Annotated in this window: 17 protein-coding genes and 1 riboswitch; of the genes, 11 read left to right on the top strand and 6 right to left on the bottom strand. The window is 68.5% G+C overall.

The window, feature by feature from the left end:
• Positions 1–744 (top strand): precorrin-2 C(20)-methyltransferase, encoded by a 744-nt coding sequence (locus KNW02_RS03160; RefSeq protein ID WP_216031811.1) that lies wholly within the window; start codon positions 1–3, stop codon positions 742–744.
• Positions 741–1,484 carry a precorrin-3B C(17)-methyltransferase gene (cobJ, locus tag KNW02_RS03155; RefSeq protein ID WP_216031810.1) on the top strand — a complete coding sequence of 248 codons (744 nt, stop codon included), beginning with the start codon at positions 741–743 and terminating at the stop codon, positions 1,482–1,484. The genes KNW02_RS03160 and cobJ overlap by 4 nt, the downstream gene beginning before the upstream one ends.
• Here cobJ and KNW02_RS03150 read toward each other — a convergent pair.
• Positions 1,451–2,209, bottom strand: coding sequence for a cobalt-precorrin-6A reductase (locus KNW02_RS03150; RefSeq protein WP_216031809.1), 759 nt, complete (start codon positions 2,207–2,209; stop codon positions 1,451–1,453). The genes cobJ and KNW02_RS03150 overlap by 34 nt on opposite strands.
• Between KNW02_RS03150 and cbiE the strand changes: the two genes are divergently transcribed.
• The 7 genes from cbiE (at position 2,208) to KNW02_RS03115 (ending at position 8,137) form a co-directional block, all read left to right on the top strand.
• Positions 2,208–3,398, top strand: coding sequence for a precorrin-6y C5,15-methyltransferase (decarboxylating) subunit CbiE (gene cbiE, locus KNW02_RS03145; RefSeq protein WP_216031808.1), 1,191 nt, complete (start codon positions 2,208–2,210; stop codon positions 3,396–3,398). The genes KNW02_RS03150 and cbiE overlap by 2 nt on opposite strands.
• Entirely contained in the window at positions 3,395–3,742 is a 348-nt protein-coding gene (locus tag KNW02_RS03140; RefSeq protein ID WP_216031807.1) for a cobalamin biosynthesis protein, read from the top strand. Before cbiE ends, KNW02_RS03140 begins: the two co-directional genes overlap by 4 nt.
• Positions 3,739–4,512: a precorrin-4 C(11)-methyltransferase gene (gene cobM / locus KNW02_RS03135; RefSeq protein ID WP_216031806.1), complete on the top strand. Its 774-nt coding sequence runs from the start codon at positions 3,739–3,741 to the stop codon at positions 4,510–4,512. The genes KNW02_RS03140 and cobM overlap by 4 nt, the downstream gene beginning before the upstream one ends.
• 11 nt (positions 4,513–4,523) lie before the next feature.
• Positions 4,524–5,852, top strand: a complete 1,329-nt coding sequence (locus KNW02_RS03130; RefSeq protein WP_216031901.1) for a cobyrinic acid a,c-diamide synthase CobB — start codon at positions 4,524–4,526, stop codon at positions 5,850–5,852.
• A 19-nt stretch (positions 5,853–5,871) separates the two neighbouring features.
• Positions 5,872–6,094, top strand: a riboswitch (cobalamin riboswitch).
• Positions 6,095–6,127: 33 nt separating this feature from the next.
• Positions 6,128–6,793 carry an energy-coupling factor ABC transporter permease gene (locus KNW02_RS03125; protein ID WP_216031805.1) on the top strand — a complete coding sequence of 222 codons (666 nt, stop codon included), beginning with the start codon at positions 6,128–6,130 and terminating at the stop codon, positions 6,791–6,793.
• A 50-nt stretch (positions 6,794–6,843) separates the two neighbouring features.
• Entirely contained in the window at positions 6,844–7,593 is a 750-nt protein-coding gene (gene cobF, locus KNW02_RS03120) for a precorrin-6A synthase (deacetylating) (RefSeq protein ID WP_216031804.1), read from the top strand.
• Between the two features lie 70 nt (positions 7,594–7,663).
• Positions 7,664–8,137, top strand: coding sequence for a hypothetical protein (locus KNW02_RS03115; protein ID WP_216031803.1), 474 nt, complete (start codon positions 7,664–7,666; stop codon positions 8,135–8,137).
• 16 nt (positions 8,138–8,153) lie between these two features.
• Here KNW02_RS03115 and KNW02_RS03110 read toward each other — a convergent pair whose 3' ends face one another.
• The 4 genes from KNW02_RS03110 to KNW02_RS03095 form a co-directional block, all read right to left on the bottom strand.
• A complete protein-coding gene (locus tag KNW02_RS03110; protein ID WP_216031802.1) occupies positions 8,154–9,149 on the bottom strand; it encodes a C45 family autoproteolytic acyltransferase/hydrolase in 996 nt (331 codons plus the stop codon).
• 12 nt (positions 9,150–9,161) lie between these two features.
• Positions 9,162–10,640, bottom strand: a complete 1,479-nt coding sequence (locus tag KNW02_RS03105; RefSeq protein ID WP_256447679.1) for a biotin carboxylase — start codon at positions 10,638–10,640, stop codon at positions 9,162–9,164.
• A 140-nt stretch (positions 10,641–10,780) separates the two neighbouring features.
• Positions 10,781–11,773: a carbon-nitrogen hydrolase family protein gene (locus tag KNW02_RS03100; protein WP_216031800.1), complete on the bottom strand. Its 993-nt coding sequence runs from the start codon at positions 11,771–11,773 to the stop codon at positions 10,781–10,783.
• 132 nt (positions 11,774–11,905) lie between these two features.
• Positions 11,906–13,198, bottom strand: coding sequence for a 4-aminobutyrate--2-oxoglutarate transaminase (locus KNW02_RS03095; RefSeq protein ID WP_216031799.1), 1,293 nt, complete (start codon positions 13,196–13,198; stop codon positions 11,906–11,908).
• A 138-nt stretch (positions 13,199–13,336) separates the two neighbouring features.
• On the opposite strand from KNW02_RS03095, the gene KNW02_RS03090 reads away from it, so the two are divergent.
• Positions 13,337–13,918, top strand: a complete 582-nt coding sequence (locus KNW02_RS03090; protein ID WP_216031798.1) for a cupin domain-containing protein — start codon at positions 13,337–13,339, stop codon at positions 13,916–13,918.
• A gap of 21 nt (positions 13,919–13,939) precedes the next feature.
• On the opposite strand, the gene KNW02_RS03085 is transcribed toward KNW02_RS03090, so the two are convergent.
• On the bottom strand, positions 13,940–14,470 hold the full coding sequence (locus KNW02_RS03085; RefSeq protein WP_216031797.1) for a phage tail protein: 531 nt from the start codon (positions 14,468–14,470) through the stop codon (positions 13,940–13,942).
• A 397-nt stretch (positions 14,471–14,867) separates the two neighbouring features.
• Between KNW02_RS03085 and KNW02_RS03080 the strand changes: the two genes are divergently transcribed.
• On the top strand, positions 14,868–17,858 hold the full coding sequence (locus KNW02_RS03080) for an NAD(P)-binding protein (RefSeq protein ID WP_216031796.1): 2,991 nt from the start codon (positions 14,868–14,870) through the stop codon (positions 17,856–17,858).
• Positions 17,859–17,876: the final 18 nt, after the last annotated feature.

Here is a 17,876-nt window from a genome sequence, read left to right as displayed (position 1 = left end):
ATGGGCAGGATCATCTGTGCCGGCCTTGGCCCCGGCGACCCCGACCTGATCTCGATCCGTGCCGACCGGGCGATCCGGCAGGCGCGGCACCTGGCCTATTTCCGCAAGAGGGGCAGGCAGGGGCAGGCGCGACGGATCGTCGAGGGGATGATCGCCCCCGGGACGGCCGAGTATCCGATGGAATATCCGGTCACGACCGAAATTCCCTTCGACAGCCCCGATTACAACGCCCTGCTGGCGGCCTTCTATGACGACTGGGCGGCGCGGCTGGCCGGGCTGGCCGCCTCGGGCGATGTCGTGGTGCTGTGCGAGGGCGACCCGTTCTTCTACGGCTCATTCATGCATCTCTATGTCCGGCTGCGCGGGCTGGTCGAGATCGAGGTGATCCCCGGCATCCCCGGCATGGCGGGCTGCTGGAACGCCACCGGCCAGCCGATCACCTGGGGCGACGATGTGCTGAGCGTTCTGATGGGCACATTGCCCGAGGCCGATCTGCTGCGGCACATGCGGGGATCGGATGCGCTGGTGGTGATGAAGACCGGCCGCAACCTGCCGAAGATCCGCCGGGCGCTGGCGCGGGCCGGGCGGCTCGAGGCGGCATGGCTGATCGAACGCGGCACCATGCCGGGACAGCGTCTTGCCCGGCTGGCCGAGGTCGAAGACGGCGACTGCCCCTATTTCGCCATCGTCATGGTCCATGGTCAGGGCCGCCGCCCGGTGGCGATGCGCGAGGCGGCGGAATGAGCGGCTGGGTATGCGTTGCGGGCCTCGGGCCGGGCGCGGAGGCGCTGGTGACGCCCGAGGTCAGCGCCGCGCTGGATCAGGCCAGCGACGTGGTGGGCTATGTCCCCTATGTGGCCCGCGTGACCCCGCGCCCGGGCCTGACCCTGCACCCGTCCGACAACCGCGTCGAACTGGATCGCGCCCGGGCAGCGCTGGACATGGCCGCCGCCGGGCGGCGCGTCGTCGTGGTCTCCTCGGGCGATCCGGGGGTCTTCGCCATGGCCTCGGCCCTGTTCGAGGCGATCGAGGCCGATCCGCGCCATGTCGGTCTGGATATCCGCATCCTGCCGGGCATCACCGCCATGCTGGCCGCCGCCGCCCGTGCGGGTGCGCCCCTGGGCCATGATTTCTGCGCCATCAACCTGTCGGACAACCTGAAACCCTTCGCCATCGTCGAGCGGCGCTTGCGCCACGCCGCCCGCGCCGATTTCGCCATGGCCTTCTACAACCCTCGCTCGGCCAGCCGCCCGCATCAGTTCGCCCGCGTGCTGGAGATCCTGCGCGAGGAATGCGGACCGGACAGGCTGATCACCTTCGCCCGTGCCGTCTCGACCCCCGACGAGTCGCTGCGCACCGTCACCCTCGGCGAGGCCCGCCCCGAGATGGCCGATATGCGCACCGTCGTCCTGCTGGGAAACGCGCAGACCCGCCGCGTGGGCCGCTGGGTCTATTCCCCGCGCAGGGCCGAGGACGCGGTCTGATGCAGCCAGGCCATCGCCGCCTCGGGTTCGGCCACCGTCCTGCGCGCGGGCAGGGCGGGCCGGTCGATCAGGATCACCGGCAGGCCAAGCCGGCGCGCGGCGACCAGCTTGGCCGCGGCCCCCTCGCCGCCGGCATTCTTGGCGACCAGATGGGTGATGCGGCGGCCGCGCAGCAGCGCCTCGTCGCCGTCGGCCGCGAAGGGACCGCGCGCGATGACCGTTTCCGCATCGGCAAGCGGCAGCGGCCCGTCAGGCGGATCGACGAGGCGCAGAAGGTAGTGGTGCTGCGGCCGGGCGGCGAAGGCGTCGAGATTCTGCCGGCCGATGGCCAGGAACACCCGCGCCGGCGCCTCGGGCAGCGCCGCGACGGCCGCGGCGATATCCGCGACATGGACCCAGCCATCCCCGGGCGCAGCCGTCCATGGCCGGCGTTCCAGTGCCAGAAGCGGCAACCCGGTCGCGGCGCAGGCATCAAGGGCGTTGCGGCTGATCCGGGCGGCAAAGGGATGGGTCGCGTCGATGACATGGGTGATCGCCTGCCCGCGCAGCCAGTCCGCCAGACCTTCGGCCCCGCCAAAGCCGCCCACCCGCGAGGGCAGGGGCTGGGCCGCGGGCGCCGCGGTGCGGCCGGCATAGGAAAACACCGCATCCAGCCCGGCACCGGCCAGAAGCCGGGCCATGCGGCTGGCCTCGGTGGTGCCGCCCAGAAGAAGGATGCGTGTCATGCGTGAACCCTGGCTGACCATCATCGGCATCGGCGAGGATGGCGCGGCCGGGCTGCCGGATGCAAGCCGCGCCACGCTGGATAGGGCCGAGATCGTGTTCGGCGGGCCACGACATCTGCAACTGGCCGGGATCGACACCAGGGGCCAAAGCTGGCCGGTGCCCTTCGACATCGCGCCGGTCCTTGCCTGCCGGGGGCGGCGCGTGGCGGTGCTGGCTTCGGGCGATCCGTTCTGGTTCGGTGCCGGCGGCAGCCTCGCCGCGCATCTGGAACCGGGCGAGTGGAGCGCCCTGCCCGGCCCCGGGGTGTATTCGCTGGCCGCCGCCCGGCTGGGCTGGCGCATCGAGGAGACCGCCTGCCTTGGCCTGCATGCAGCAGCCTTCGCCCGGCTGCGCCCGTGGCTGTCGCGGAACTGCCGGATCATCGCCACCCTGCGCGACGACGCGGCGCCGGCGGCGCTGGCGGCATGGCTGAGGCAACAGGGCATGGGCGCGATGCGGATGGCGGTGCTGGAACGGCTCGGCGGTCCGGCCGAGCGCATCCGCCAGACCCGTGCCGAAGGCTTCACGCTGAACGGGATTGCCGCGCCGGTCGCGGTGGCGCTGTGCGGGGCCGATCTGCCCGGCGGGGCCGGCTTGGCCAATGCGCCGGGGCGGCCCGATGACCTGTTCGCGCATGACGGCCAGATCAGCAAATCGCCGGTCCGCGCGTTGACGCTGGCCGCGCTGGCACCGCGCCGGGGCGAGTTGCTGTGGGATATCGGCGGCGGCTCGGGCGCGGTCTCGGTCGAATGGGGGCTGGCCGGGGGCTGCGCAATCTGCATCGAGCCGCGTGACGACCGGATCGCCAATATCCGCCACAATATCGACGCCTTCGGCCTGTCCGCCTGCGTCGAAGCCATCCATGGAACGGCCCCCGACGCCCTTCGCGGCCTGCGCCGGCCGGATGCCGTCTTCATCGGCGGCGGTGCCGGCACGGCGCTGTTCGAAACACTCTGGCCGGAACTGCCTCGCGGCACGCGACTGGTCGCCAATGCGGTGACGCTGGAAACCGAAAGCCTGCTGGCCGGGCTTCACGCACGGCATGGCGGCCGGCTGATGCGGATCGACCTGGCCGAGGCCGCGCCGCTTGGCCGGATGCGCGGCTGGCAGCCCGCCCGCCCGCTGGTGCAATGGAGCGTGACGCGATGAAGGTCGCCGGCATCGGCTGCCGCGCGGGCGCCCCGCCCGAGGCCCTGCGCGACGCGCTGGCCCGGGCCGAGGCACAGGGCGGCAGGGTTGCGGCACTGGCGACCATCCCGGCCCGCGAGGCCGAGGCCCGCGGACTGAACCGGCCCCTGCATCTGGTCGGGGTGGCGGGCATCGCCACGCCCACGCAATCGCCGCGCATCATGGCCCTGCATGGCACGGGTTCGGTGGCCGAGGCCGCCGCGCTGGCCGCCTGCGGACCCGGCGCCCGCATCACCGTGCCGCGCGTCACCAGTTGCTGCGGGTGCGCCACCGCCGCCATTGCCGAAAGCGAAGGAGCCCCATGACCGTCCATTTCATCGGCGCCGGCCCCGGCGCCGCCGACCTGATCACGCTGCGCGGGCGCGACCTGATCGCGGCCTGCCCGGTCTGTCTCTATGCCGGCTCGCTGGTGCCCGAGGCACTGCTGGCCCACTGCCCGCCCGGCGCGCGGATCGTGAACACCGCGCCGCTGAGCCTCGATCGGATCATCGACGAGATCGCCACGGCCCATGCGGCAGGTCAGGACGTGGCGCGGCTGCATTCGGGCGATCCGTCGGTCTGGTCGGCGATGGGCGAGCAGTTGCGCCGGCTGCGGGCCCTGAACATCCCCTGCGAGGTGACGCCCGGAGTGCCGTCCTTTGCCGCCGCCGCCGCCGCGCTGCAGGCCGAACTGACCCTGCCGGGGCTGGCGCAATCCGTGGTGCTGACCCGCACGCCCGGCCGCGCCTCGGCCATGCCCGAGGGCGAGGCGCTGGCGCATTTCGCCGTCAGCGGCGCCACGCTGGCCATTCATCTGTCGATCCACGCGCTGGACCGGGTGGTGGCGGATCTGCTGCCCTTTTACGGCCCGGATTGCCCGGTCGCGGTGGTCTGGCGGGCAAGCTGGCCCGACCAGCGGCTGATCCGCTCGACGCTGGCGCGGATCGAGGCCGAGGCGCGGGGGATCGACCGCACCGCCCTGATCCTTGTCGGGCCGGCCCTGGCCGCCGAGGGGTTCGAGGACAGCCGCCTCTACGCCGCCGGATACGACCGCCGCTATCGCCCCCTCGGCACCCATCCGAGGTTTCCCGAATGATCCGCCCGCCGATGCCGGGCCTGATGATCTCGGCCCCCGCCTCGGGGACCGGCAAGACCATGCTGATGCTGGGCCTGATGGCGGCGCTCAGGCGGCGCGGCCTGCAGGTGCAGCCCTTCAAGTGCGGTCCCGACTATATCGACCCGGCCTTTCACCTCGCCGCCTCGGGGCGGGCGTCGCTGAACCTCGACACCTGGGCCATGGGCGCGGGCCAGATCGCCGCCCACGCGACCCTGCGGGAGCGTGCCGATCTGGTGCTGGCCGAGGGTTCGATGGGACTTTTCGACGGCGTGGCGAAACCGGGCGAAGCCGGCATCGGCGCCAGCGCCGAGATCGCCACCCTGACCGGCTGGCCGGTGGTGCTGGTCCTCGATGTCTCGGGTCAGGCGCAATCGGCCGCGGCCACGGCGCGCGGCTTTGCCACCCTGCGCCCCGACCTGCCCTTTGCCGGCGTGGTGCTGAACCGCGTGGCCTCGGCCCGGCACGAGGCCCTGATCCGCGAGGGCATGGCCGAAGCCGGGATCGCGGTGCTGGGCTGCCTGCCGCGCCAGGGCAATATCGAATTGCCCGAACGGCATCTGGGGCTGGTCCAGGCCGAGGAAACGCCGGAGCTGACCGCGATCCTGGACCATGCCGGCGCCTTCGTGGCCGCCCATTGCGATCTGGACGCGATCGTCGCGGCGGCGGGGTCGCGCGCCCTGCCCGAGGTCGCGCCGCATGACCCCGTGCCGCCGCCGGGCCAGCGGATCGCGCTGGCCCGCGATGCCGCCTTCAGCTTCGTCTATCCGCATCTGCTGGCCGAATGGCGCCGGCAGGGGGCCACGATCCTGCCCTTCTCGCCGCTGGCCGATCAGACCCCCGACGACAGCGCCGATGCCTGCTGGCTGCCCGGCGGCTATCCCGAACTTCACGCCGGGCGGCTGGCCGCGGCGGCGGGGTTCCGCGACGGGCTGGCCGGCTTTGCCCGGACCCGCCCCGTGCATGGCGAATGCGGCGGCTACATGACACTGGGGGCCGGGCTGGTCGATGCGGGCGGGATGCGGCACCGGATGGCCGGGCTCCTGGGGCTGGAAACCAGCTATCAGAAGCGCCGGATGCATCTGGGCTATCGGCTGGCGCGGCTGGTCGCGGACATGCCCGGCCTTCCGGCGGGGGCGATGCTGCGCGGGCATGAATTCCACTATGCCTCGATCCTGTCGCAGCCCGACGCACCGCTGGCCCGGGTCAGCGACGCCAATGGCGCCGATGTCGCGGAAACCGGCTCTTGCCGCGCCATGCCGGGCGGCGGACAGGTGACGGGAACCTTCTTTCACCTGATCGCAAGGGCACAGCGGCCTTGACCCCGCACCCGCAATCGACTTTAGCTGAAGCCCTGATCGGTGCCCGCACAGACGCCAAGCGTCGGGCTTCATCGGGAATGGGGAAGGGTGGACCCAATTGCGGCGCCCGAAGCCCCAGCCGCCCCCGCGACTGTATGCGGAGAGCGCGCTTCACCAGAGCCACTGGCCCCTGCCGGGCCGGGAAGGCCGAAGCCGCGCCACGACCCGCGAGCCAGGAGACCGGCCGTCAGATCACAGCCAACCGCCGTCGGGTGTGACGGCCACAGGAGACTGACATGCATATCGAACCCGGAATCGTCACCGGCGCGAAAATCGCGCTCAGCCATGCCACCGCCGCCGCTGCGGGGCTTTTCGGCCTGAAGCTGGCCGCGCAATCCATCGGCCAGCGCGGCCTGCTGTCGCTGGTCGCGCGCTCGGCCATGGCGACCACCGCCGTCTTCACCTTCTTCGAGGTCCTGCCGCATTTCCCGGTCGGCGTGTCCGAGGTCCATTTCATCCTCGGCTCGACCCTGTTCCTGATCCTCGGCGCGGCACCCGCGGCCATCGGGCTGGCACTGGGACTGCTGATCCAGGGCCTGTTCTTCGCGCCCTTCGACCTGCCGCAATACGGCATGAACCTGACCACGCTGCTGGTTCCGCTGTTCGCGCTGCGGGCGCTGGCGCAGCGGATCATCGCGCCGGGCACCGCCTATGTCGATCTCACCTATCGGCAGGCGCTGGCGCTGTCGACGGCCTATCAGGGCGGCATCGTCGCCTGGGTGGCCTTCTGGGCGATCTGGGGTCAGGGCTTTGCGGGCATTCAGGGCATCGCCACCTTCGGCATCGCCTATATGATGGTCGTGCTGATCGAGCCGCTGGTCGATCTGGCGGTTCTGGCCGGCGCCAAGTCGCTGCGCGGGCTGAAAGGCAGCGGTCTGGTGACGCCGCGGCTGTTCGCCTGATCCCCTTCGCGCGGGCCGATTGAGGCCCGCGCCCCTGCCTCGAGGTCCTGATGATCGAACTGACCCTGATCGGCATCGGGACCGGCAACCCCGACCACCTGACCCTGCAGGCCATCGCCGCCATGCAGGGTGCCGATCTGATCCTGATCCCGCTGAAAGGCGCGGAAAAGGACGATCTGGCCGGGTTGCGCCGTCGCATCTGCGACCGCCATGCCCGCCCCTCGACCCACATCGCCGAATTTGACCTGCCCCGCCGCGATGCCGGGGATCCCGACTACCGGCATGGCGTGGAACGCTGGCACGATACCATCGCCGAGGCGTGGGAGGCCCGGATCCGCGCCCATCTGCCTGCCCGGTCGGGCCGCGTGGCGCTGCTGGTCTGGGGCGATCCGTCGCTTTACGACAGCACCCTGCGCATTGCCGACCGGCTGGCACGGTGCCTGCCCCTGACCCGCCGGGTCATTCCCGGCATCACCGCGATCCAGGCGCTGTGCGCGGCCCATGCCATTCCTCTGAACCGGATCGGCGCCCCGGTCCAGATCACCACCGGCCGGAACCTGCGCGATCACGGCTGGCCCGAGGGGGCGGATACGGTGGTGGCGATGCTGGACGGCGACTGCGCGTTCCAGACCCTTCCGCCCGAGGGGCTGCAGATCTGGTGGGGCGGCTTCGTCGGGATGGCCGAGGAAATCCTGGACCACGGCCCGCTGGCCGAAGCCGGGCCGCGCATTGTCGAGGCCCGCGCCAGCGCCCGCGCCGCGCATGGCTGGATCATGGACATCTATCTGCTGCGCCGCTGAGACCCGGAACATCCGGCCCCGACCGTGCGTTCCGGCCGGTGTTCCCGTATGTGCTGAAAGGAAATCCGCCATGATGCACCCTCTTGTTCCCGGCCTTGTCCTGGCGCTTGCCGGACCCGCGATCGCCGCATCGCCCCCGGACATGTTCATCGACGACCGGTCGTCGCCGGAACGTGTCGTCACCTCGCTCTATAACGCTATCGACCGCCATGAATATCTGCGGGCATGGAGCTATTTCACCACGGGGAGCGCCCCGTCCTACGGGGAATTCCGTGACGGCTACGCCGATACCGACCGGGTGGAACTGCGGATCGGCGAGACGACCAGCGAAGGCGCGGCGGGTTCGATCCACTCATCGGTTCCGGTCGCGCTGAAGGCCACCGGCACGGATGGCGGGGTGACGGTGTTTCGCGGCTGCTATCGGCTGACGCAGGTGCAACCCGCCGTCCAGGACACGCCGCCGTTCCGGCCGATCCAGATCGACGGCGGCAGCCTTGAGCCCACCACCCAGCCCTTCGAGACCGCGATGGGGGATTGCGACTGAGCCAGGGAACCTGCGTCTAGGAGACGGCAGCGCCGGGGGTCGAGTCCGGGATCAGGATGAATTGCGAGCCAGCCTTGAACCGCTGGAGCCCATGGGTCCAGACATGCTGCGGCCACCATACCTGCATCTGGCCCTCGGCGGGCATGTAGGCGGCAGTGTAAAGCGTTCCGAACCCCGATGAGAAGGCCGTGGAATACAGGGGCGGGCGCAGGAAGACGCTGATAAAGCGATCCTGCGTCTCGGGATGCATGGTCAGCCGGTTCAGCAGGAACCGCTCGCGCTCGACCGTGGCGGTAAAGCGGGCATGGCTGGACCATTCCACCCGCTCCTGATGGTTGGTCGCCACCGGCACATGGGCGATCACCGCCGGCCGGTCCGGGGTCAGGTAGGCGGTGAAATAGCGGCGCTGCCGGTCCAGGACGGTGACGTTATAACTCATGTGGCAGGGGATGCGGCGCAGGGCGGCGGCGGCCTCGTCCAGCGTCTCGCAGGTCTGCAGGATATAGCGCAGGATCAGCGGGATGCCGAAGCCCTCGCCGACCTCGCGCCGGCCGCCGAAGGTCAGCGACAGGGCCAGCCCGGCATCGTTCATGCCGTCGATCAGCCCGAACATGCCATCGCTCATGCCGATGACCCGACGGCCCTGCCAGCGGGTGCGCAGCAGGATCGCATCGAAGGCCCGGGGGCTGTAGTCGTAATTGCGCACCAGCAGCGGCTGGTCGCCCTGCCAGATGGCCTGGCTGCAGCCCGAAAGATAGCGCGGCGGACAGTAGAAACTGAGAAACCGCGCCGCGCTGTCGCTGCCGCCGGCCAGTTCGCAAAGCTCTTCGTAAAGCGGCAGGATTTCGGGCATGTGCCGTTTCAGCGCCAGCCGGCATTCGCGATAGGTGGGGCGCCCGGACACGCCTTCCGACGCCCACCAGCGCCGGTAGAAGGGCCAGAAACCGGCAAACAGCCCGGCCCAGATGGGGCCGGGCTCGTCCTCGCTGATCGCCCTGAAATGCAGCGACATGCCGGATCGCCGCTACATGATCTTGAAGGCGGGCGATTCCATCGCCTGGGCGGCGGGCAGCGGGCGGGCGGAAAAGGCGCTCTTGATCCCGTGGATCCATTTCTGCGCCCGTTCGGTCAGCTGGAAACTGCTGGTCATCGAGCGCCCGCGCGTCACCAGGATGCCCAGATCCGCGCCCTCGTAGCGATAGTCGCCAAGACCCGAGATGCGCAGGAAGAACGCCTCGTTCTCGCTTTCCACCGCGCGGCGGTGATAGTCGAAGCGGTCGAACACCACGCGCCCGTCCTCGAGCATCTTGTAGATGCCGCTTTGCGGGGCCTCGGTGATGATGTCGACATTGTCCTCGGTATGCTTGATGACCATCTGCGACCAGCTGTCGATCATGTCGGGATCGGCCCAGCGGTCGTTCAGTTCCTCGACCTCCAGCTTGAAGGGCTTCTTCGAGAAGGCCAGCAGGTGGAACAGGAACAGCGGCGCATCGGCATGGGCGAAGGCGGCGTGGTTGGTCATCGAACTGGCGCCGGTGATGCGCGGGTTCAACTCGCCCAGCCACAGGTCGCCGGTCTTCTTGTCGATCAGGAAATCCAGCTCGAAATAGCCGCGATAGCCTTCCTTGCGCAGCTGCTCGCCGAACTTGAAGGTCAGCTCGCGCGCCTTCTGGCGGACGGCGGGCGGGAAGGAGGTCGCAAAGATCTCGTTGCCGCACCAGCCGCCGCGATAGGGGGTCAGATCCTTGAAGCCGACCAATTCGGTCATCAGCGGGCCGACGATGGTGCCCTCCTGCGTCACGCAGGCCTCGATGGCCGAGCCGCGGCAGTTGATCCGCTTCATGATCTTGATCTCGCCCTGGCCGACGATCTCGTGCTCGTGCTTGCGGAAATCGGCCTCGGACTTGATGAAGAAGGTGGTGTGGCCGCTGTCGCCGAAGGCGGATTGCAGCACCAGGTCATGGCCCAGCCCGGCCTTGTCGCAGATCTTCTTCAGATGGGCGTAGTCCTTGACCTCGGACAGGGTGTTGGGAACCGAGGGCACGCCGGCCTTGTTGCCGATGCGGACCGTCTCGATCTTGTTGTCGCAGTGTTCGCGCAGCTTGGCCTTGGGGAACCAGACCTCGCCGCCCAGCTCCTTGACCAGCTGTTCGGTCTTTTCGTCGAACATCAGGAAGACGAATTTCGGCTTGCCGCCGCGCCGCTTGACGAGGTCGATGACCTCCTTGTGCTGCAACAGGTAGTTGTTGATGTCCTCGATCGACTGGAATTCCTCATGCGGCAGTTCCGAGGGCACGAAGACGTTGGGGTGACGGCCGTCAAAGCAGTCCATATAGCAGATATACTTGAAGTTCTTCACCCATTCGTCGATGCCGAGCAGGTTGAAGTTCGTCGCCGACACGAAATAGATCGGATCGGTGTTGGTGTGGAAATACCTCCGGATCTCGGAGATACTGTGCAGTGTCTTTTTCGGCATGGTCGATCTCCCCCTGTTACGACGCAGCTTATCGTTATGGTTGTCGAAATGCTGTCACGCCGATGACGCTACGGCAAGACCGCATTCGACACGGCGCATGGCCCCTCCACGGCCCGCACCGCCCCGGGACCGTAAGGTCCCGGGTCCGGTTTTCGACTGATGGAAACCTATTCGGACCCATGCGCCACGCTGGTCAGCGGCAGGGTCAGGCTGGCAGGTGTCGCCTCCGCAGGCGCGTGATGATGGCTGGGCGGTTCGGTCGACAGCATGCTGCGCGGATCGGCCATCTGCAGCCCGGCGGGCGAGCCCTGCACCGGCGTCCGCAGCGGTCCCAGCTTCTGCAGATAGGCGTCGGTGCCGCTGCTGCGGTCATAGACCGAGAAATCGACGCTGCGGTCGCGGAAGCTTTTCAGCACCTGCCCCAGACCCTTCAGGCCGGTCTCGCGCTGGCGGCGCACCTGATCGAGATCGACCTCGATCGGGAAGATATCCTCCTGCCCCGCCGACTGGTGCAGCACCGTGGCCGAGGGATCGATCACCAGCGAGCGGCCGACACCGCCGGCGCTGAGACCGTTCACGTCGAAGACATAGCACTGGAACTGCGCGGCCGTTGCGCGCGCGATGGCCAGTTCGGCATCGCGGTCGGTGGTGCCGGTCAGGACCGGATGCAGGAGCACCTCGACGCCCTGGCTGGTCAGCTGCCGGGTGGTTTCCGGAAACCAGATGTCATAGCAGATCGACAACCCGAAGCGCCCCACATCGGGCACGTCGAAGACGCAGAACTCGGTCCCGGCATCGACACCCTCCTCATAGGGGCGGAACGGGAACATCTTCGAGTATTTCGCAACGATCTGCCCCTCGGGGTCGATCACGACCGAGGTGTTCAGAACCCGCCCGTCCTCGGTCCGCTCGAACATCGAGCCGGGGATCAGCCAGATCCGGTGCTGGCGGGCCTTGTCCTGAAACTGCTGCAAGGTGTCGTTCGGGAAAGGCTGGGCAAATTTGTGCAGCGGCCCGTAGGGGGCAAGTTCGCTGAACAGCGCCATCTGCGTCCAGGGAAAGCGCGCCATCAGGATATCGACGCGATGCAGCATCGCCTCGACATTCGACTGCAACGCCGAAACATGCATCTGGATTCCGGCAATCGCGAAAGGTGTCATTCTGTATTCCTGCTTCTCACCCGGCCGGGTCCGCGGCGAATCGCCCGCCCGGCCGTCGGCGAGTATCCTATGTGCCGCCGCGGATTTGCAACGCGACCCGTGTCTGCCGGGCAGCGGACACGGGCCTTCGGTTCAGGCGGCGTCCTTGAGCGCGACCTCGCGGGCCGCGCGCAGGGATTCACCCAGAATGTCCAGCGCCTCGGCGAAGACCTCGTCCTCGATGGTGATCGGCGACAGGAAGCGGATCACGTTGCCGTAGACGCCGCAGGTCAGCAGGATCAGGCCACGCTTCAGCGCCTCGTCGCGGACCGCATTGGCCAGTGCCGGCAGCGGCGTGCCGTCGGCGTCGATGAACTCGGCCGCGACCATGAAGCCGGGGCCGCGGATATCGGCCATTTCGGGAACTTCGTTCTGCAGTGCTGAAAGACGCGATTTCAACTGGCCGCCCAGCTTTTCGGCGCGTTCGCACAGGCCCTCGTCGCGGATCACGTCCAGCACGGCCAGTGCTGCGGCGATGCCCAGCGGGTTGCCGCCATAGGTGCCGCCCAGACCGCCGGCCTGCGGCGCGTCCATCACCTCGGCCCGGCCGACGACCGCCGACAGCGGATAGCCACCGGCAAGGCTTTTCGCCATCGTGATCAGATCCGGCGCGACGTCGAAATGATCCATCGCGAACAGCTTGCCGGTGCGGGCAAAGCCGGTCTGGACCTCATCCGCGATCAGCAGGATGCCGTGACGGTCGCAAATCTCGCGCAGCCCGCGCACCAGTTCGGCCGGAGCGGGATAGAAGCCGCCCTCGCCCTGCACCGGCTCGAAGATGATCGCGGCGACACGGGCCGGATCGACGTCGGACTTGAACAGCGCCTCGATCGCGGCCAGTGAATCGGCGGCGGTGATGCCATGCGCCTCGGCCGGGAAGGGAACGTGCCAGACATCGGCGGGCATCGGCCCGAAACCGGCCTTGTAGGGCTGCACCTTGCCGGTCAGCGCCATGCCCATGAAGGTCCGGCCGTGGAAGCCGCCCGAGAAGGCGATGACGGCCTGACGCCTGGTATGGGCGCGGGCGATCTTGATCGCGTTCTCGACCGCCTCGGCGCCGGTGGTGACGAACAGGGCCTTCTTGGCGAAATCGCCGGGCGCGGCAGCGTTCAGCTTTTCCGCCAGTTCGACATAGTTCTCATAGGGCGCGACCTGATGGCAGGTATGCGAGAAATGATCGATCTGCGCCTTCACCGCCTCGGTCACGCGCGGATGGCCGTGGCCGGTATTCACCACCGCGATGCCGGCAGCGAAGTCGATGAAGCGCTTGCCCTCGCTGTCCCACAGCTCGGCATTCTTGGCCCGGGTCGCGAAGAGAGGGGTGGTGACGCCCACCCCGCGCGAGATGGCGGCGGCGCGGCGGGCGGAAAGTTCTGCATTGGTCATGGCGTGAGTCCTCAAACTGTGCTTAATATATTAACCGAAGTGATCTTTGCTGCAAGACGATTCAGCGACGGGCGATGAAAGTCGGGCTTTTCCCGCCGACGGGCCCGGGCTAGGGAAGAAGGACAGACGGAAAACGGCATGACCGACACGGAATTCGACATCGGCGGGCGGCTGCGCGGCCTGCGTCAGACCCGCAAATTGTCGCAACGACAGCTGGCCGCGCGGGCGGGGGTGACCAACGGCCTGATCTCGATGATCGAGCAGAACAAGATCAGCCCCTCGGTCGCCAACCTGAAGAAGATCCTCGACGGGCTTTCGACCAGCATGGTGGATTTCTTCCTCGAGGCCGCCGAAGAGCCCAAGACCTTCTGGCGCCATGACGAACTGCCCGAGATCCGCTCGACCGTGCATCACGGCCCCGAGGCGACGCAGGCCAAGCTGTCGCTGCTGCGGGTCGGGCGGGCCGAGCGCAACAACCTGATGCTGCTGCATGAAACCTACGACCCGGGCGCCGATACCGGCCCCACGCTCTATGCGCACGAGGCCGAGGAGGCCGGCATCGTCATCGAGGGCGAGATCGAGATCACGGTCGGCGACGAGGTGTCACGACTTGGCCCGGGCGACGCCTATATCTTCGACAGCCGCCGGCCGCACCGCTTCCGCAATCCCGGGCCATCCCGCTGCATCATCGTCAGCGCCTGCACGCCGCCGACCTTCTGACCGCCGCCCCGTGCCGCGCGCCTAACCGGGCGCCGGGCCGCGTGCGGGGTAGCGTCCCTCGATCGCGATGATGAAGCTGAGACAGAGCGCGGGCGGCATGTTCTCGTGCGGCAGACCTTCCCCGGCAACCGCGATGCTTGCGGCGGCCAGCATCTCCGGCGGCTCGGGCGGTCGGGCCTTGCGGGCATAGCATTCGCCCCGGGCCAGCATCGCCCCGCCCGGACGATCGGCATCGGCGGGCCGGTCCGTCGCCAGCAGGTCATGGCCATGCGCCGGCATCTCGGACAGGCCAAGGGCGATCGTCTCGGCCCCCAGAACCTCGCCCTGGCGGCGCGGCGTCAGCCCCGGCCCCGCGCCGGCATGCAGCGGGACGCGGCCACGCAGATCGGGCAGCGCGAAGGTGGTTTGCCCGTCTCCGCCATAGGCCGTGCCGAGAAGGCTGAACAATTGCGGGTAGCGGTCGATGGGCAGTGTCTGACCATCGCACAGCGCCCAGCCGCGGGGCGCAAAGGTGCCCGCAAACAGGATGATCTGGCCGACGAGGGGTTCCATCCGATTGCTCCGATTGCGGGCCAGGGCGGGACGCGATGGATCCGCAAGGATGCGGGCCTCATCTCTGGCTAACGCCAGAGCCCCGGCCGTTCTGTGTCCGAGATCACAGAACTCCGCGCGACCGGTTGTTATAGTCCCGTCGAACCCGGCCTTGATCGCGGCAGAAGCCGCACGGCTTTCGAAGATGAAACAGGTTCACGGTAACGACGGGCCGAGGCTGCGGCCAGTCCTTTAAAAGGTACTCGAGGCCCACTTGTTCTTCCTGGGGTGTGGGTCGGGTGGGCGGCAGTCGGCAGGCTGCCGCCCGTCTCCGTCATGGGACGCGGGGAACGGCCCCGATCGTCGCGCCAACGGTTCGCACTTCCCAAAAGCGGCAACTCTGGTTCATACTGAACAAATGGGTACGGAAATTCGGCAGCGCCCGGACAGCCGCGAGGTCGACGTGTCATCATCACGCCAGAAGGTCGCCGTCATCGGAGGCGGGGTAGGCGCGATCACCGCCGCCTATGCGATCACCCAACTGCCCGACTGGCAGGACCGTTACGAGATCACGCTCTACCAGATGGGCTGGCGGCTGGGCGGCAAGGGCGCCAGCGGTCGCAATGCCCGCGCGGGCGAGCGCATCGAGGAACACGGGCTGCACATCTGGGCCGGCTTCTACGACAACGCCTTCCGGCTGATGCGCGACTGCTATGAGGGGCTGGTCCGCGCCGGGTTGCGCGATCCCGGTGCGCCGCTGGGCACGCTGGAAAAGGCCTTCCACGGGCTTGACCACTTCCTTCTGGCCGAGGATGTGCCGCAGCCCGACGGCAGTTCCGCGCTGCACCCCTGGCGGATCGACTTCGAGCCGAACCAGCAAACACCGGGCAGCGGTGGCGTCATCCCCTCGCCCTACACGCTGTTCAGGATGCTGCTGGCGCGCCTTGCCGACCTGCTGGGCGCTCATGGCGGCCTGGCCCTGACCGCACAGGAACTGCCGCCACGCTTTCAGCCCGGCTTTCGCACCCGCAACCTGCCGCTCAGTGCGCCCTCGCCGCTTCACGCGCTGCGGGCCTATGCCGACACACTGCCCGAGGACGCCCGCCGGCACGGCCGCAGCGAACGCGCCGAACTGGCCGCGCTGGTCGCCCATGCGCAGGACTGGCATGGCGGCGTCCTGCAACGGCTGCCCGACAGCGATACCGCGCGCCGGGTCCATTACCTCATCAGCCTGTCACTGGCCTTCTGCCGCGGCGCCATCGCCGAAGGCTGCTTTCTCGACGGTTTCGACGCCATCGATGACCGGGAAATCAGCGACTGGCTGCTGCATTACGGCGCCGCGCAGGATGCGGTCTATTCGGCGGTGTTCCGGGGCTGCTATGACTATGTCTTCGGCTATCCGGGCGGGATCACCGACCATCGCAGCGTCGGCGCGGGCACCGCGATCCGCGGCCTGCTGCGTCTGGCCTTCTGCTACAAGGGGTCGCTGTTCTTCAAGATGCAGGCCGGCATGGGCGACACGATCTTCGCGCCCTATTATCAGCTGCTGCGGCATCGCGGGGTGGGTTTTCGCTTTTTCAACGCCGCGACCCGTCTGGTCCTGGATCAGGAAGGCGGCGGCATCGCCGCCATCGAGATGGTCGAGCAGGCCGCGGTCAGGAATGGCGACTACCAGCCGCTGCGCGAGGTGGCCGGGCTGCCCTGCTGGCCGTCGGAACCGCTGTGGGACCAGATCGGGGGCTTTCTCGACCCGGATTTCGAATGCGAAAGGACCCCGCCGCGCGGTCGCGCCTATCGGCTGGAACGCGGGCGCGATTTCGATCAGGTGATCCTCGGCGCCTCGCTGGGCTCGATGCCCTATCTGGCGCCAGAGCTTTGCGCCGCCTCGCCGCGCTGGCGGGCGATGCTGGACAGGGTGCAGACCGTGGCCACCCACGCCGCGCAGTTCTGGGTGGACAGGACGCCGGAGCAACTGGGCTGGAACGATCTGGTCGCCGCGCACAATTCCGGACCGCAGACCGATCTTCAGACCGTCATCACCGCCTTCGCCGAGCCGCTGGATACCTGGGCCGACATGAGCGACCTGCTGGTCCGCGAGACATGGCCCGATCCCGGCCCGGCCTCGATCGCCTATTTCTGCAGCCCCTGCCGCGATGCCGGCGCCGATCCGGGGACGATGCAGCAGCGCACGCGCGACTGGGCCGACAGCCAGCTGGTGCGGATGTGGCCCGGCGCGCTGAAGGACGGGCGCTTCGATGCCGGCATCCTGCACGCCATCGGCGGCGGCGATGACGAGACGCGCTTTGCGGCACAGTATTTCCGCGAGAATTTCTTTGGCTCGGAACGCTATGTGCTGTCGGTGCCCGACAGTGTGCAATACCGGCTGCCGCCCGACGGGTCGGGCTTCGACAACCTCTATCTGGCCGGCGACTGGACCCGCTGCGGCATCAATGCCGGCTGTGTCGAGGCGGCGACGATCTCGGGGCTGGCGGCGGCGCGGGGGTTGACCGGCGCCGAGATCGAGATCGTGGGCGAGGGCGATCTGGCCCCCGACGATGGACCGGGCGATGCCGTGCGGCTGGCCAGCCCCTATGCCCAGACCGCGCCATGGCCGCTGACGCCGCTTTACGGCACCGGCAGCATCGACGGCTTCTTCAGCTTCCACGCCGTCGAGGCCGCCGCACTGGAAGCGGTGCTGCCCGATGGCATGTATCTGCTGCCGCAGGGGCTGACACCCGCCGGAACCCATCCGGTGGCGGTGCTGGCCAACCAGCAGATCGGCGTGCGCATGTCGATCCTGCCCCGGCTGCTGGGCTATCGGAACTATTTCGAGGCCATCGTGGCAATCAACTGGGTCGGTATCGAGGGGCAGGACGGTATCTTCAGCTATCTGCCCAATCTCTATCTCGACAATCGCGCCGCCCAATGGGCCGGCATCTGGATGTATGGCTTCAACAAGCGCATGGGCCGGCTGTCGATGGGTCAAAGCGCCTATGACGTCGCCTCGCCCGAGGGCAGGCCGATCTGGTCGGGACGCTATCGGCAGCCCGGCTTTTCGCGCCCGCTGATGGAGTCGCCCGAATGCGCGGCGGTCGAGGCGCTGTGCCAACAGGTCGTGGTCAGCCGCAGCCGGTTCGGCGGCTGGCACTACTCGGCCTTCGACTTCAACCTGACCTCGGCCCGCATCGCCCCGGTTGCCGCGCGGATCGAGGTCAGCGACCCGACGCTGGCAAATCTGCCCGCCGGAGAAATGTCGGCCCGCCCGCTGGTTATGGGAGATAGCGTGGGCGCCACCCGCCAGCAGGGTCTGCCCGGCGCCTTTCGCATCTGGACCAGTTGGACACTGTCAAATCCGTTCGACAGCCGCCGTCTTGCGGTGCTAGAGGCTGAACGAGCGCGCCTGCCTTGACCCGCAGGTTGCCGGAGG

This window comes from Paracoccus marinaquae, from assembly GCF_018860165.1.
Taxonomy (GTDB): domain Bacteria; phylum Pseudomonadota; class Alphaproteobacteria; order Rhodobacterales; family Rhodobacteraceae; genus Paracoccus; species Paracoccus marinaquae.
This window is presented reverse-complemented; position numbering and strand designations above follow the sequence as displayed.